10 protein-coding genes and 1 tRNA gene are annotated in these 15,045 nt (G+C 60.6%); 8 read left to right on the top strand and 3 right to left on the bottom strand.

The features are described from left to right. Window positions 1-12 precede the first annotated feature (12 nt). From rpoD to BLU46_RS19045, 4 genes are all read left to right on the top strand, one after another. Entirely contained in the window at window positions 13-1,863 is a 1,851-nt protein-coding gene (gene rpoD / locus BLU46_RS19060) for an RNA polymerase sigma factor RpoD (RefSeq protein WP_063026748.1), read from the top strand. A gap of 120 nt (window positions 1,864-1,983) precedes the next feature. Further along, window positions 1,984-5,727 carry a bifunctional diguanylate cyclase/phosphodiesterase gene (locus tag BLU46_RS19055; RefSeq protein ID WP_093204414.1) on the top strand — a complete coding sequence of 1,248 codons (3,744 nt, stop codon included), beginning with the start codon at window positions 1,984-1,986 and terminating at the stop codon, window positions 5,725-5,727. Window positions 5,728-5,742: 15 nt separating this feature from the next. Further along, a tRNA-Ile gene (locus tag BLU46_RS19050) sits at window positions 5,743-5,819 on the top strand. A 136-nt stretch (window positions 5,820-5,955) separates the two neighbouring features. Next, window positions 5,956-6,468: a cupin domain-containing protein gene (locus BLU46_RS19045; protein ID WP_063026744.1), complete on the top strand. Its 513-nt coding sequence runs from the start codon at window positions 5,956-5,958 to the stop codon at window positions 6,466-6,468. A 9-nt stretch (window positions 6,469-6,477) separates the two neighbouring features. Here the strand turns inward: BLU46_RS19045 and BLU46_RS19040 are convergent, their stop codons facing one another. Then, entirely contained in the window at window positions 6,478-7,722 is a 1,245-nt protein-coding gene (locus tag BLU46_RS19040; protein WP_093204410.1) for an amidase, read from the bottom strand. 10 nt (window positions 7,723-7,732) lie between these two features. Next, window positions 7,733-8,158: a VOC family protein gene (locus BLU46_RS19035; RefSeq protein WP_003211024.1), complete on the bottom strand. Its 426-nt coding sequence runs from the start codon at window positions 8,156-8,158 to the stop codon at window positions 7,733-7,735. A 113-nt stretch (window positions 8,159-8,271) separates the two neighbouring features. On the opposite strand from BLU46_RS19035, the gene BLU46_RS19030 reads away from it, so the two are divergent. After that, complete coding sequence (locus BLU46_RS19030; protein WP_093204406.1) at window positions 8,272-9,138, top strand: LysR substrate-binding domain-containing protein; 867 nt, start codon at window positions 8,272-8,274, stop codon at window positions 9,136-9,138. Between the two features lie 42 nt (window positions 9,139-9,180). Here BLU46_RS19030 and BLU46_RS19025 read toward each other — a convergent pair whose 3' ends face one another. After that, entirely contained in the window at window positions 9,181-11,541 is a 2,361-nt protein-coding gene (locus BLU46_RS19025) for a glucose/quinate/shikimate family membrane-bound PQQ-dependent dehydrogenase (protein ID WP_093204403.1), read from the bottom strand. A gap of 194 nt (window positions 11,542-11,735) precedes the next feature. Between BLU46_RS19025 and BLU46_RS19020 the strand changes: the two genes are divergently transcribed. The 3 genes from BLU46_RS19020 (at window position 11,736) to BLU46_RS19010 (ending at window position 15,036) form a co-directional block, all read left to right on the top strand. Continuing rightward, window positions 11,736-12,647 carry a sugar ABC transporter substrate-binding protein gene (locus tag BLU46_RS19020; RefSeq protein ID WP_093204399.1) on the top strand — a complete coding sequence of 304 codons (912 nt, stop codon included), beginning with the start codon at window positions 11,736-11,738 and terminating at the stop codon, window positions 12,645-12,647. A 56-nt stretch (window positions 12,648-12,703) separates the two neighbouring features. Next, the gene (locus BLU46_RS19015) at window positions 12,704-13,186 is read left to right on the top strand and encodes an Lrp/AsnC family transcriptional regulator (protein WP_063026735.1); all 483 of its coding nucleotides are present in this window, start codon (window positions 12,704-12,706) and stop codon (window positions 13,184-13,186) included. 167 nt (window positions 13,187-13,353) lie between these two features. After that, complete coding sequence (locus tag BLU46_RS19010; protein ID WP_093210171.1) at window positions 13,354-15,036, top strand: flavin monoamine oxidase family protein; 1,683 nt, start codon at window positions 13,354-13,356, stop codon at window positions 15,034-15,036. Window positions 15,037-15,045: the final 9 nt, after the last annotated feature.

Here is a 15,045-nt window from a genome sequence, read left to right as displayed (position 1 = left end):
GGATAGGGTGTTATGTCCGGAAAAGCGCAACAGCAGTCTCGTATCAAAGAGTTGATCACCCTTGGTCGTGAGCAGAAGTATCTGACTTACGCAGAGGTCAACGACCACCTGCCTGAGGATATTTCAGATCCAGAGCAGGTGGAAGACATCATCCGCATGATTAATGACATGGGGATCCCCGTACACGAGAGTGCTCCGGATGCGGACGCCCTTATGTTGGCCGACGCCGATACCGACGAGGCAGCCGCTGAAGAAGCAGCCGCCGCGTTGGCAGCGGTCGAGACCGACATCGGTCGCACGACTGACCCAGTGCGCATGTATATGCGCGAAATGGGTACGGTAGAGCTGCTGACACGTGAAGGCGAAATCGAAATCGCCAAGCGTATCGAAGAGGGCATCCGTGAAGTGATGGGCGCAATCGCGCACTTCCCAGGCACGGTTGACCACATTCTCTCCGAGTACACTCGCGTCACCACCGAAGGTGGCCGCCTGTCCGACGTCCTGAGCGGTTATATCGACCCGGATGACGGCATTGCGCCACCTGCGGCTGAAGTTCCTCCACCTATCGATGCCAAGGCTGCCAAAGCAGACGACGACACCGACGATGAAGAAGCTGAAGCCAGCACCGACGACGAAGAAGAAGTCGAAAGCGGTCCGGATCCGATCATCGCAGCCCAGCGCTTTGGCGCGGTCTCCGATCAGATGGAGCTGGCTCGCAAGGCCCTGAAGAAGCACGGTCGCGGCAGCAAGCAGGCAACTGCTGAATTGCTGGCCCTGGCTGAACTCTTCATGCCGATCAAACTGGTACCGAAGCAATTCGAAGGCCTGGTTGAGCGGGTTCGTAGCGCCCTTGAGCGTCTGCGTGCACAAGAGCGTGCGATCATGCAGCTCTGTGTCCGTGATGCGCGCATGCCGCGTGCCGACTTCCTGCGCCAGTTCCCGGGCAATGAAGTCGACGAAAGCTGGACCGACGCACTGGCCAAAGGCAAAAGCAAATACGCTGAAGCCATTGGTCGCTTCCAGGCCGACATCGTTCGTTGCCAGCAGAAGCTGACTGCATTGCAGACCGAAACCGGTCTGACGATTGCCGAGATCAAGGACATCAACCGTCGCATGTCGATCGGTGAGGCCAAGGCCCGCCGCGCGAAGAAAGAGATGGTTGAAGCGAACTTGCGTCTGGTGATCTCCATCGCCAAGAAGTACACCAACCGTGGCCTGCAATTCCTCGATCTGATCCAGGAAGGCAACATCGGCTTGATGAAGGCTGTGGACAAGTTCGAATACCGTCGCGGCTACAAGTTCTCGACTTATGCCACCTGGTGGATCCGTCAGGCGATCACTCGCTCGATCGCCGACCAGGCCCGCACCATCCGTATTCCGGTGCACATGATCGAGACGATCAACAAGCTCAACCGTATTTCCCGGCAGATGTTGCAGGAAATGGGTCGCGAACCGACCCCGGAAGAGCTGGGCGAACGCATGGAAATGCCTGAGGATAAAATCCGCAAGGTATTGAAGATCGCTAAAGAGCCGATCTCCATGGAAACCCCGATCGGTGATGACGAAGACTCCCACCTGGGTGACTTCATCGAAGACTCGACCATGCAGTCGCCAATCGATGTTGCTACCGTTGAGAGCCTGAAAGAAGCGACTCGCGACGTACTGTCCGGCCTCACTGCCCGTGAAGCCAAGGTACTGCGCATGCGCTTCGGCATCGACATGAATACCGACCACACCCTTGAGGAAGTCGGTAAGCAGTTCGACGTTACCCGTGAGCGGATTCGTCAGATCGAAGCCAAGGCGTTGCGCAAGCTGCGCCACCCGACGAGAAGCGAGCATTTGCGCTCCTTCCTCGACGAGTGATCACAAAAACCCCGGCCCAGGCCGGGGTTTTTGCTTCTACAGATTAAATCCTCGCTGCCTCCCCTCCCCCGCAATGCCCGTCTACACTCGAAACATTCCCCGTGCCATAACGAGACCGTTATGCCCAGATTGCCGACCGTGTTACTGCTGTCGCTGCTGACCTGGACCGCAACGGCTGGCGCGTTGACTCTCACCGATGAAGAGCGTGGCTGGCTGGCGGACCACCAAGAGTTGCGCCTGGGCGTCGATGCCTCTTGGCCCCCCTTTGAATACCGCGATGAAGACGGTCGCTACCAGGGCCTGGCCGCCGATTACGTGCGGCTGATGCAGGATCGTCTTGGCATCAGGATCAAATTGATCGAGCCGGTCAACTGGAGCGCCGTGCTGGAACAGGCCCGTAACAACCAGCTCGACCTGTTGCCAGGCATCATGTCCACACCAGAACGCCAGAGTTTCCTGTCGTTTACCCGGCCTTATCTCGACTTCCCCATCGTCATCCTCGCCCATGAAGGGGGTCCGCAACCGCGCAGCCTCAAGGACTTGTATGGGTTGAAAGTCGCCGTGGTGGAAAACTATGCGCCCCACGAACTGCTGCGCACTCACCACCCAGACCTCAATCTGGTGGCCATGCCCAATGTCAGCGCAACGTTGCAAGCCCTGGCCACTGATAAGGTCGACGCCGTAGTCGGCGATCTGGCGTCCAGCGTATGGAGCCTGCGCCAACTCAAGCTGGAAGGCCTGTACATCAGCGGCGAGACACCCTACCGCTATCAGCTGGCTATGGGCGTCCCCAAGGACGACAAGATGCTGGTGGGCATCCTCGACAAGGTCCTGGCCGACATCAGCCCGGCAGAGACCGAAGCCATCCAGCAACGCTGGGTCGGCAATGTCATCGACCACCGCACCCTTTGGACGGACGTGCTGCTCTACGGGCTGCCAGCCGTACTGCTCCTGAGCATCGTGCTGGCCGTGGTTATCCGGATCAATCGTCGGCTCAGTTCGGAAATTTCCCGCCGGGTCGCCCTCGAACAGGAACTGCGCAGCAGCGAATACCACTATCGCGGCCTGGTCGAGAGCCTTTCCGCGATTGCCTGGGAAGCCAGCATCAGCGATTTCACCTACAGCTACGTGTCGCCCCATGCCGAGGAGCTGCTCGGCTATCCCCGCGCCCATTGGCTGATCCCGGGCTTCTGGCGCAACATCATCCACCCGGCCGACCTGACCCGAACAGAGGCCTATTGCTACGCCGAAACCCGGGCCAACCGCGACCACAGTGTCGACTACCGGGTAATCACCGCCGATGGCCGCTGTCTGTGGGTGCGGGACATCGTCAGCCTGATCGAACACGGCCACGAACCGGTGCTGCGCGGCCTGATGATCGACATCAGCGAAGCCAAGCGCACCGAGGAAGCGCTGCAGCTTTCGGAGCAGAAGTTTGCTTCCGTGTTCCAGCAATGCCCGGACATCCTGGTGATCGCCCGCCTGTCCGACGGCTGTCTGATGGAGGTCAATAAGGCATTCGAAGACCAGATCGGCCTGAGCGCTGAAGAAGTCGTAGGAAAAACCGCCACCGAACTGAATATCTGGGGCATCCAGGGCGTAGGCCCCGGCCTGCTGCAGCGGGTACAAACCACCAGCATCCGCAACCTGGAAATGCCCTTCCTGCGCAGTAACGGCCAGGCCTTCACTGGGCTGATCTCCGCCGAACCCTTTCAACTCGATACCACCGAAGCCTTGGTGGTGGTGGTGCGCGACATCACCCAACTGAAAGAAACCCAGCAACGCCTGCAAACCTCCGAGGAGAAATTCGCCAAGGCTTTCCACGCTTCCCCTGACGGCCTGCTGCTGAGCCGTCAGAGCGACGGTTTGCTGATTGAAGTCAACGAGGGATTCAGCCGCATCACCGGCTTCAACAGCGTCATGTCACTGGACCAGTCGACCCTGGACCTCGGCATCTGGGTCGACCTGAACGAACGCAAGCACATGCTGGAGCTACTGCAACGGGATGGATTTGTCCGCGACTTTGTCTGCCACATCCGCCGCAACGACGGCGAGATTCGCCTCTGCGAGGTCTCCAGCCGACCGCTGCCCATCGGCGACGAAGACTGCATGTTGACCATCGCCCGGGACATCACCGAGCGCCAACTGATGCAGGAAAAACTGCAACAGGCGGCCACCGTGTTCGAGAGCACCGCCGAAGGCGTACTGATCACCGACACCCGGCAAAACATCAGTGCCGTGAACCGCGCCTTCAGCGAGATCACCGGCTACAGCGAGGCCGAGGCCCTTGGCCAAACCCCGCGCCTGCTCGCTTCCGGCCTGCACGACAGCGCCTTCTACGCGGCCATGTGGCACCAACTGACGGCCAACGGCCACTGGCAAGGCGAGATCTCCAACCGGCGCAAGAACGGCGAGCTGTACCCCAGTTGGCTGACCATCAGCGCGGTGCGCAACCGCGAGGAGTCGATTACTCACTTCGTCGCCGTGTTTGCCGACATCTCCAGCCTCAAGCACGCCCAGGCGCGCCTCGATTACCAGGCCCACCACGACCCGCTGACCGGCCTGCCCAACCGCACCCTGTTCGAAAGCCGCCTGCAGGCCGCCCTCAACAATCAACAGGAAAACGGCAGCCAGGGCGCCGTGCTGTTCCTCGACCTCGACCGCTTCAAACACATCAACGACAGCCTCGGCCACCCGATTGGCGACCTGCTGCTTAAAGACATCGCCGTACGCCTCAAGGACCAACTGCGGGACGTCGACACAGTCGCGCGCCTGGGTGGCGACGAATTCATCATCCTGCTGCCCGGCCTGCAACAAGCCAGCGACGCCGAACACTTGGCCAATAAACTGCTGGCCTGCTTCACCCCACCGTTCCAGGCGGGCGAGCATGAGTTCTTTATCAGCGCCAGCATCGGCACCAGCCTGTATCCACGGGACGGCATCGACGTCGCCACCCTGGTGAAAAACGCCGACGCCGCCATGTACCGCTCCAAGGCCAAGGGCCGCAACCGCGTCGAAAGCTACACCCAGGACCTCACCGCCCAGGCCAACGAACGCGTGGCGCTGGAACACGAACTGCGCCGGGCGATCGAACGCGACGAATTTTCTCTCTATTACCAGCCGAAGCTGAGCCTCGATACCCAACAACTGATCGGCGCCGAAGCGCTGATTCGTTGGCGCCACCCCACCTTCGGCGAAGTGCCGCCCGAGCACTTCATCGCCCTGGCCGAAGAGAACGGCATGATCCTGCAGATTGGCGACTGGGTACTGGAACAGGCCTGCCGGCAAATGCACCACTGGAGAAAAGCGTTTGATGACTTCGGCCCACTGTCCGTCAACCTCGCCGGCGCGCAACTGCGCCACCCCAACCTGCTGGCGCGCATCGAACAATTGCTCCGGGACAACCGCCTGGAGCCTGGCTGCCTGCAACTGGAGATCACCGAAAACTTCATCATGAGCCAGGCCGAAGAAGCGCTGGAGGTGCTGCATCAACTCAAGCGACTGGGCGTGCAACTGGCCATTGATGACTTCGGCACCGGCTACTCGTCCCTCAGCTACCTGAAACGCCTGCCGCTGGACTTCCTGAAGATCGACCAATCCTTCGTGCGCGGCCTGCCCGATGACCCACACGACGCCGCGATTGTGCGCGCCATCATCGCCCTGGGGCACAGCATGCAATTCACCATCATTGCCGAGGGCGTAGAAACACCGGCCCAGCAAGCGTTCCTGGCGGCGGAAGGTTGTGAACAGATGCAGGGCTACATCGTCAGCCTCCCGCTGCCGCCGGACCTTTTCGCCGCGACTTTCCTTCGTATGAGTGTTTCGGACTTTTCGGATGGCACAGCGAAGAAACCATCGCTATAATCCGCGGCCTACTGAGGGCCTATAGCTCAGTTGGTTAGAGCAGGGGACTCATAATCCCTTGGTCGTAGGTTCGAGTCCTACTGGGCCCACCATCTTGAAAGCCGCGCATTGCGCGGCTTTGTCGTTTCTGGCGTGCAGCAATGAAACATTAGTTAGTTGTCCCGAACGGCGACGGCGAAGACCATGATTCCCAATCAACGCCACTCCAGCACGAGGGAAACTTGTTCCATGCATCCGAAGAAACGTTCGCCGCAAAACGCTATCCACCGCCTGGGCATGCGTGCCGCAGCCGCCGTCGCAATCACCCTCGCCACCTTGAGCGGCGCACAAGCCGCCCCCGCTGCCACTGACACCATCAAGGCATTCAAGCTGTGCACGGGCGCCGACAACGCCTCCCACGTACTGGAAGGCACTATCGACCAGAGCATGCGCAACGACGTGACTGCCATCCACTTCAAGCAAACTGCGGCGCACTCCTCGTACGGCTGGCATAACGACCCGGAGCCTCAGTACGTCATGACGCTGTCCGGCACTCTGGCATTCGTGACTCGTGGCGGTGAGAAGTTCACGTTGCATCCGGGTGAAGTGCTGATTGCCGAAGACAACACCGGCACAGGCCATCGCTGGAATCTGGTGGACGATCAACCGTGGCGGCGTGGGTATGTGGTGCTGAAGCCGGGCGCGCCGGATTCATTTATCCCGAACGATCCTGCCGCTGCGAAGGTGTGCAAGGGGTCTTAATCTCGTCGATCACGCCAGCGCATCAACAATGACTTGCGCCGTACCTAGCAACGGCGCATCCCCTCTAAACGCCCCAATCACCTGCAACCCCACCGGCAGCTCCCCTTCCCCACGTGGCACCGGCACATTCACCTGCGGCAAACCAAAAGCGCCCCAGAACTTGATGAAGTCCGACGGGCCCGTGGTCTCCAACCCCACCGGCGCCAACATCCCGCAGGAAACACTCAACATCGCATCAAACGGCTGGCAGATTTGCGCCAACTGCGGGGCCAGTTGTGCCAGGCGCGCCTTGGCAGCCGACTCCTGTTCCCAGCTGGTAGCCTTGGCACGCTCGATCATGGCCAACATCGAATCACTGAGCAATTCGGGATAAGACTGAAACTCCTTGGCCAATGAGCGGGCACCTTCGCAATCGTTGATCAGCTGGTGATCATCGAATACTCCGTCGAATGCCTCGGGCAACACGACTTCACTGACAAGAGGCCCCAACTTGGCTACCGCTTGCTCAATCGCCTGGGCTACTAACGGCTGCACGTCAGACCAGCGAGAGGTACGGCAGAAACCAAGCCGCAAAGGCCGACAACCGACCCCAACAGCCGGAAACCCCGGAATCAACACCTGCGCCACCCGCTCAAGATCACGCACCGAGCGCCCATACCAACCCACCGTATCGAAGCTCGGCGCCAGGGGTTTCACGCCTTCCAGCGAGACCAGTCCAAACGACGGTTTGAAGGCAAACAACCCGCAATAAGCCGCAGGCTTGAGCAACGACCCCGCCGTCTGGGTACCCAACGCCAACGGGAAAAATCCGGCCGCCATCCCCGCCGCAGAACCCGCACTGGAGCTACCCGGCGTGCGAGCCAGATCGAGCGGATTACGCGTCGGCCCCGTGTGCATGTAGGCAAATTCAGTGGTGTGGGTCTTGCCCATGATGATCGCGCCCGCCTGGCGCAATAGCGTTACCACATGGGCATCTCGCGATGGACGATTGCCCTGGTAAATCGGCGAATAGAATTCCGTTGGATGGTCAGCCGTATCAAAGATGTCCTTGACCCCCACGGGCACGCCGGCGAGCAGACCGGCGCAGAGCCCACGAGCTTGATTTCTCACGACCTCAGCATCGAAGGATGCAAACGCCTGGATATCTGGCTCGTCGACACCGATCAGCCCAAGAAAGTGTTCAGCAACCAAAGCAGGCGTAATTGCACCAGAGCCCACCGCCTCGGCGATGCCCGCTGCATCGAGGCCATTCATCAAAGCGCCCTCACTTGGCAAACAACTGCCCAATATCCTTGAACGCCTTGAACTCCAACGCGTTGCCGCAAGGATCAAACAGAAACAACGTCGCCTGCTCACCCACCTGGCCTTTGAAACGAATATGCGGTTCCAACACAAACTGGGTATTCCGCGCCTGCAAACGCTCCGCCAACGCATGCCAATCATCCCAACTCAGCACTACACCAAAATGCGGCACCGGCACGTCGTGACCGTCTACCGCATTGGTATGCGCCGCTTCTTGAGAAGCGGTTTTCGGATGTTCATGGATGACCAGTTGATGGCCGAAGAAGTCAAAATCGACCCAGTGATCACTGGCCCGCCCCTCCTCCAACCCAAACACCTCACCGTAAAACTGCCGCGCAGCCGCCAAGTCAAATACCGGAATCGCCAGGTGAAAAGGAGCCAGTGCCATCAGGTCTAACCTCTATGGGTATTAAGTCCTTCCGAGTCTAGCCTTGCCGTCATCGATGGAAAGACGATAGTTTTCGCATCGAGCTCAAATTATTTTGATCAATCGAGACGCCCATGCTGCGGGAACTGAAAACCTTTATCGCCGTCACCCGCCATGGCACGTTCGCCGCGGCGGGCATGCATATCGGGCTGACGCAGTCGGCGGTCAGCGCGCAGATCCGCCAGTTGGAGCAGGTGCTCGGCGTGCAGCTGTTCGACCGAACCGGGCGCCAGGCCACATTGAATGCGGCGGGCATCCGCGCGCTGCCGCTGGCCAGGGAGATTCTCGAGACGTTCAACCGCATGGCCGTGCCGGTGGATGCCAACGAATACCGTGGCGAGCTGAAAGTCGGCGCCATCACCACCGCCCAGACCGGCCTGCTGCCTCAGGCACTGGTGCGTTTGCGCCAGGCAGCGCCGACGGTGGAGTGCAAGTTGGTACCGGGGGTTTCCCTGGAGTTGCTCAGCCAGGTGGACGCAGGCGAGCTGGACTCGGCGATCATCATTCGCCCGCCCTTTGATTTGCCCAAGGAGTTGCACGTACAGGTACTGCGCAAGGAGCCGTTTGTGTTGATCGTGCCCCAGGCGGTCGGGGGTGATGACCCGTTGCAACTGCTCGAAGCTCATCCCCACGTGCGCTACGACCGCGCTTCGTTTGGCGGGCGGCTGGTCAGCCGTTTTCTGCGGGAGCAGCGGCTGGATGTGCAAGTGGCGCTGGAACTGGACGAGATCGAGGCCCTGGTCAAAATGGTCGAATGCGGCCTGGGGGTGTCACTGGTTCCTCACGCTGGTCTGTGGCTGGACCGATCCCCACAGGTCCGTGTTATCCCGCTGGGCAAGCTGACCTTTCACCGTGAAATCATCCTGCTCAGCCGCTACAGCCAGCGCAACCTTCCCGTGCCGCAACTCTTTGCCCGATGCCTGCTGGCTGACGTGACCTAAGACGCAAAAAAAAGCCGCACATCCGTGCGGCTTTTTCAGGCCCTATTTCTTGGGCAACGCGTAGGCAATCACATAGTCCCCACGGTCCGGCGACTGTCGCGCGCCGCCGGCGGTGAGCACGATGTACTGCGTTCCCGTCTTGGGCGAGACGTAGGTCATCGGCCCAGACTGGCTACCGACGGGCAGCCGGGACTTCCAGATCTCGTTACCGTTGCCGGTATCGAAGGCGCGCAGGTAGAAGTCCTGGGTGCCGGCGAAAAACAGCAAGCCAGACTGCGTGGCCAGAGACGCGCCAAGAGTCGGCATGCCAATCGGAATCGGCATGTGCATGCGGATACCCAGCGGGCCGGTGTCTTCAACCGTGCCCACCGGCACTTGCCACATCAGCTTGTGGGTTTTCAGATCGATGGCCGACATGGTGCCAAACGGCGGTTTCTGACACGGAATGCCCGCCGCCGAGAGGAAGCGCTCGCGCATGGCGCCGAACGGCGTACCGTCTTGCGGCACTACGCCCATTTCGATGCCACTGGCACCGGCGGCGATCTTGTCGCGCGGAATCATGTAGTTGGCCAAACCCAGGCGCATGTCGTTAACGAACATGTAGTGGGTGTTCGGGTCCACCGATACGCTGCCCCAGTTCATACCCCCAAGCGAACCCGGGAATTGCAGCGCGCGGTCGAGGCCTGGCGGCGTATAGACGCCCTGGTGACGCATGCCCTTGAACTGGATGCGGCACATCAGTTGGTCAAACGGCGTGGCGCCCCACATGTCGGATTCGGTCAGCTGCTGATTGCCGATGGAAGGCATGTCCACCGAGAACGGCTGGGTCGGCGAATAACGCTCGCCGGGCACATTGCCCTGGGGCACCGGACGCTCTTCGACCCGGGCGATGGGTACGCCGGTTTCGCGGTTGAGCAGGAAGATTTCACCTTGCTTGGTGACTTGAGCCAGTGCCGGCTGTACGCCGCCGTTGCCGTCCGGGATGTCGTAGAGCAGCGGTTGCGCCGGCAGGTCAAAGTCCCACAGGTCGTGGTGAGTGGTCTGGAAGTGCCAGCGCACCTGACCGGTCTTCACGTCGAGGGCGACGATGGAAGAACTCCACTTGTCGTCATAGGCGGTACGTTCACCGGCGAAGAAATCCGGGGTGGCGTTACCGGTAGGCAGGTAGACCAGGCCGAGCTTGGCGTCGTAGGACATGGCCGACCACACGTTCGGCGTGCCACGGGTGTAGGTCTCGCCCGCAGGCGGGCGTTTGGTGGTGTTCGGGTTACCCGGGTCCCAGGCCCACACCAGTTCGCCGCTGTGCACGTCGAAGGCGCGCACCACGCCTGGCGGTTCGCCGGTGGAGAAGTTATCCGCCACGCGTCCGCCAACGATCACCACATTGCCCGCCACCAGTGGCGTCGAGGTTTGCTGGTAATAACCGGGCTTCACTTCGCCCATGTCGGTCTTCAGGTCGACGGTGCCGTGGTCGCCGAAGTCGTCGCAGGGCGCGCCGGTTTCAGCGTTTAGCGCAATCAACCGGGCATCGCCGGTCGGCAGAAACAGACGTTTCACACAGGCTTTAGCGCTGGCGGGTTGCTCGCTGGCGCTGCTGTCGAAATAACCCAGGCCACGGCAGCGCTGCCAGTTGGGGCCGCTGCCCTGGGGGTCGAATTTCCAGCGTTGGGCGCCGGTGTCGGCGTCCAGGGAGAAGACTTTGCCGTAGGCGGTGCACACGTAAACGCTGTCACCGATCTGCAGCGGGGTGTTCTGGTCTTCGGCGCCGGCGCCATTGCTCTCGGGGATGTCACCGGTGTGGAAGGTCCACGCCACCTGCAACTTGTCGATGTTGCCTTTGTTGATCTGGTCCAGCGCGGCAAAACGATTGCCGGCGGTGGTGTTGCCCCAGTGAGCCCAGTCTTTTTGCTCGGTGCCCGGCGTTACTGGCGTCACCGCAGGCTCGCTGCTGGCCTTGACCACATGGGTCGGTACAAACATGTACGCCAGGGTGGCGACCACGCCAAGGCCCAGCAGCCCGGCGACACCATAGGCGCCGCGCCCGGGTGTCGATCCCGAGGCGCGGGCGAGCTGTGGATAAATCAGCGCGACCACCAGGCCGATGACGGCAAAGGTCAGTACTCGTGAAACAAGCGGCCAGTATTCCAGCCCGGTGTCCCACACCGCCCAGAACGCGGTCAGCACCAACGCCACGGCGTATAGCCAGGCGCCCTGAGGCCTGCGCTTGGCGATCAGTACGCCGGAGACCAGCATCGCCAGGCCCATCAGCAGGAAATACCAACTGCCGCCCAGCGCTACGAGGTAACCGCCACCGCCTGCCAAACCCAGGCCGATCAAGGCGATCAGCAGGCCCAGCCCAACCAGCAACCATCTGCTGCCGGTGGCAGCCCCAAAGTTATTCATCGCGCAAACGTCCTTCCTGTATACCCAACTGGAAATAATGTACCAAACAGTTACTTTTAACAATCCGGCACAAATTAATGTGTTCGATCATCGGCGAAAATAAACTCCGGGGCTCACTTGAAGTGGAATTTTATTTCCAATAGTGTCTACTTCAGAATCTTTTTCGCGCCAAAAACAATAAGAAGGAATCTCCCATGAAGCGCCTGCTTGGCTGTGCCTGTGCCCTGCTGCTGTCCACCGCCGCCCACGCTGAATTGCGCATAGGGGTATCCGTCGGACAATTCGATAACTACGTGTCCTACCTGGTGCAGGCCATGCAGGACCGCGCCAAGGCCTCGCCTGATGGAGTCAAGTTGCAGGTGGAAGATTCCGCCAGTGACGTGGTGCGCCAGTTGAACCAGGTGGAAAGCTTTATCAGCCAGAAAGTCGACGCGATCATCGTCAACCCGGCCGACACCGCCGCCACCCGAAAAATCACCGAAAAAGCCAACGCCGCCGGTATCCCGCTGGTGTACATGAATAGCCGTCCCGAGGTCGAAACCTTCCCACCCGGCGTCGTCTTCGTCGGCACCGACGAGCGCGCCATCGGCCGGATGCAGATGGAGTACCTGGCCGAGAAAATGGGGGGCAAAGGCAACCTGGCGATCATCCTCGGCCGCCTCGCCCACAGTGATACCGGCAAGCGCACGAACGGGGTCAAGGATGTACTGGCCAAATACCCCGGGATCAAAGTCGTCGAAGAACAGTCCGGCGACTGGCAGCGGGAAAAAGGCATGGACCTGATGAATGATTGGCTGACCAAGGGCCAGACCATCAACGCCGTGGCCTCCAACAATGACGAGATGGGCATCGGCGCCGCCATGGCCCTGCGCCAGACCGGGCGCCAGGACATTCTGGTGGGCGGCATCGACGGTACGCCGGATGGTTTGCAGGCGCTGAAAAAGGGCCAACTGGCAGTGACCGTTTTCCGCGACCCGGTGGCCATCGGCGCCGGCTCAGTGGACGCCGCGCTGATGCTGATCAAGCATGCCGCCCTGCAAGGCGATGTATGGATTCCTACGCAACTGGTCACCCCGGAAAACTACCAGCAGTTCTTGCGCAACTGAGCCAAACGCCGCCGCGAGCATCAAGGGGACCGAGCCTGTAACATGCTCGCCCATTGATGCCCGCGCCGGAGAACACCTTGCCCGCCTCTCACCCTCCCGTCCTCGATGAAATCGATCGCCAGTTGATTGCCGCCTTGCAGATCAACGCCCGCGAAAGTGTGGCCATGCTCGCCCGGCAGTTGGGCATCGCCCGCACCACCGTCACCTCGCGCCTCGCGCGCCTGGAAAAAACCCAAGTGATTACCGGCTACGGCGTGCGACTGAGCCAGCGCGTGGTAAATGGCGGCTTGCAGGCCTACGTGGGGATTACCGTGCAACCGCGCTCCGGCAAGGAAGTGCTGCGCCGGATCAGCGCCATGGCGCAGGTTCAGCAACTGTGTGCAGTCAGTGGCGAGTTCGATTACGTGGCCTGGCTGCGTACCGATTCGCCGGAACAGCTTGATCAACTGCTGGACCAGATCGGCAGCGTCGACGGTGTGGAGAAGACCACCACCTCGATCATCCTCAGTAACAAACTGGATCGTGGCCAACCAATCTGATCAACACTTTCGTCACTCTGACTAAAAACAATTCATTTCGACGACACATTGCGTCTTATTAACGAACGCTACGCTCCCTAGAATGGCTGCCATCTTTTCCTATACTCAGCGGGTCGCGCCCCGCCGAGTCGCCAGCAAGGTCAGCCATGAGCATTCCTTCCAGCACCATCAGCAAGCCCAACCGCCACCCCGCCACCGGTAAAAAGCCGATCACTATCTTTGGCCCGGACTTCCCGTTCGCCTTTGATGACTGGATCGAACACCCGGCGGGCATGGGCAGTATTCCGGCGGCCAACCACGGCGCCGAAGTGGCGATCGTCGGCGCGGGGATTGCCGGGCTGGTGGCCGCCTATGAGCTGATGAAGCTCGGCCTGAAACCCGTGGTGTATGAAGCCTCGAAAATGGGTGGCCGCCTGCGCTCCCAGGCGTTTGAAGGCGCCGAAGGCATCATTGCGGAACTGGGTGGCATGCGCTTCCCAGTGTCCTCCACTGCGTTCTACCACTATGTGGATAAGCTCGGGCTGGAGACCAAACCGTTTCCCAACCCGCTGACACCTGCATCGGGCAGCACCGTCATCGACCTCGAAGGCCAGACGCACTACGCACAGAAACTCGCCGACCTTCCTGCACTGTTCCAGGAAGTAGCTGACGCCTGGGCCGACGCCCTGGAGGCCGGTTCGCAGTTCAGCGATATCCAGCAAGCCATCCGCGACCGTGACGTACCGCGTCTGAAAGAGCTGTGGAATACGCTGGTTCCGTTGTGGGACGACCGCACCTTCTACGACTTCGTAGCGACCTCCAAAGCGTTCGCCAAGTTGTCCTTCCATCACCGTGAAGTGTTCGGCCAGGTCGGCTTCGGTACCGGTGGCTGGGACTCGGACTTTCCCAACTCGATGCTGGAAATCTTCCGCGTGGTGATGACCAACTGCGACGATCACCAGCATCTCGTGGTCGGCGGCGTCGCCCAAGTGCCTATGGGTATCTGGCGCCATGTGCCGGAGCGTTGCGCCCACTGGCCGGAAGGCACCAGCCTCAGCTCCCTGCACAACGGCGCGCCGCGGGCCGGCGTCAAGCGCATTGCTCACGCGCCGGACGGCCGTTTCGCGGTCACCGACAACTATGGCGACACCCGTGAATACGCCGCCGTGCTGACCACCTGCCAGAGCTGGCTGCTGACCACCCAGATCGAGTGCGACGAAACCCTGTTCTCGCAAAAGATGTGGATGGCCCTCGACCGCACCCGCTATATGCAGTCGTCGAAAACCTTCGTGATGGTCGACCGACCATTCTGGAAGGACAAGGATCCAGAGACAGGCCGTGACTTGATGAGCATGACGCTGACGGATCGCCTGACCCGTGGGACCTATCTGTTCGACAACGGCGATGACAAGCCTGGGGTGATTTGCCTGTCCTATTCCTGGATGAGCGACGCCCTGAAAATGCTCCCGCAGCCCATCGAGAAGCGGGTGAAACTGGCCCTCGACGCGTTGAAAAAGATCTACCCGAAAGTCGACATCGCCGCGCGGATCATCGGCGATCCGATCACTGTATCGTGGGAAGCCGACCCGCATTTCCTCGGAGCTTTCAAGGGCGCACTGCCGGGCCACTATCGCTACAACCAACGGATGTACGCGCACTTCATGCAGAAGGACATGCCGGCGGAGCAACGCGGTATTTTCATCGCCGGTGACGACGTATCGTGGACACCGGCGTGGGTTGAAGGCGCCGTGCAAACCTCGCTGAATGCGGTGTGGGGCATCATGACTCACTTCGGTGGCAGCACTCACCCGCAGAACCCGGGCCCGGGCGATGTGTTCGACGAGATCGGACCAATCGCTCTGCCCGAATAAGGAGTTGCC

The sequence above is a fragment of the Pseudomonas yamanorum genome (assembly GCF_900105735.1).
GTDB classification, from domain to species: domain Bacteria; phylum Pseudomonadota; class Gammaproteobacteria; order Pseudomonadales; family Pseudomonadaceae; genus Aquipseudomonas; species Aquipseudomonas yamanorum.
The sequence above is the reverse complement of the archived record's forward strand: the minus strand, read 5'-3'. Positions and strand labels throughout refer to the sequence as shown.

Excerpts from the sequence above, each read along its gene's own strand:
- BLU46_RS19035 (WP_003211024.1), bottom strand. The coding sequence starts at position 8,158 with ATGGCACTGGCTCCTTTTCACCTGGCGATTCCGGTATTTGACTTGGCG.
- BLU46_RS19055 (WP_093204414.1), top strand. The coding sequence starts at position 1,984 with ATGCCCAGATTGCCGACCGTGTTACTGCTGTCGCTGCTGACCTGGACC.
- BLU46_RS19030 (WP_093204406.1), top strand. The coding sequence starts at position 8,272 with ATGCTGCGGGAACTGAAAACCTTTATCGCCGTCACCCGCCATGGCACG.
- BLU46_RS19040 (WP_093204410.1), bottom strand. The coding sequence starts at position 7,722 with ATGAATGGCCTCGATGCAGCGGGCATCGCCGAGGCGGTGGGCTCTGGT.
- BLU46_RS19015 (WP_063026735.1), top strand. The coding sequence starts at position 12,704 with ATGCCCGCGCCGGAGAACACCTTGCCCGCCTCTCACCCTCCCGTCCTC.
- BLU46_RS19020 (WP_093204399.1), top strand. The coding sequence starts at position 11,736 with ATGAAGCGCCTGCTTGGCTGTGCCTGTGCCCTGCTGCTGTCCACCGCC.
- BLU46_RS19045 (WP_063026744.1), top strand. The coding sequence starts at position 5,956 with ATGCATCCGAAGAAACGTTCGCCGCAAAACGCTATCCACCGCCTGGGC.
- rpoD (WP_063026748.1), top strand. The coding sequence starts at position 13 with ATGTCCGGAAAAGCGCAACAGCAGTCTCGTATCAAAGAGTTGATCACC.
- BLU46_RS19025 (WP_093204403.1), bottom strand. The coding sequence starts at position 11,541 with ATGAATAACTTTGGGGCTGCCACCGGCAGCAGATGGTTGCTGGTTGGG.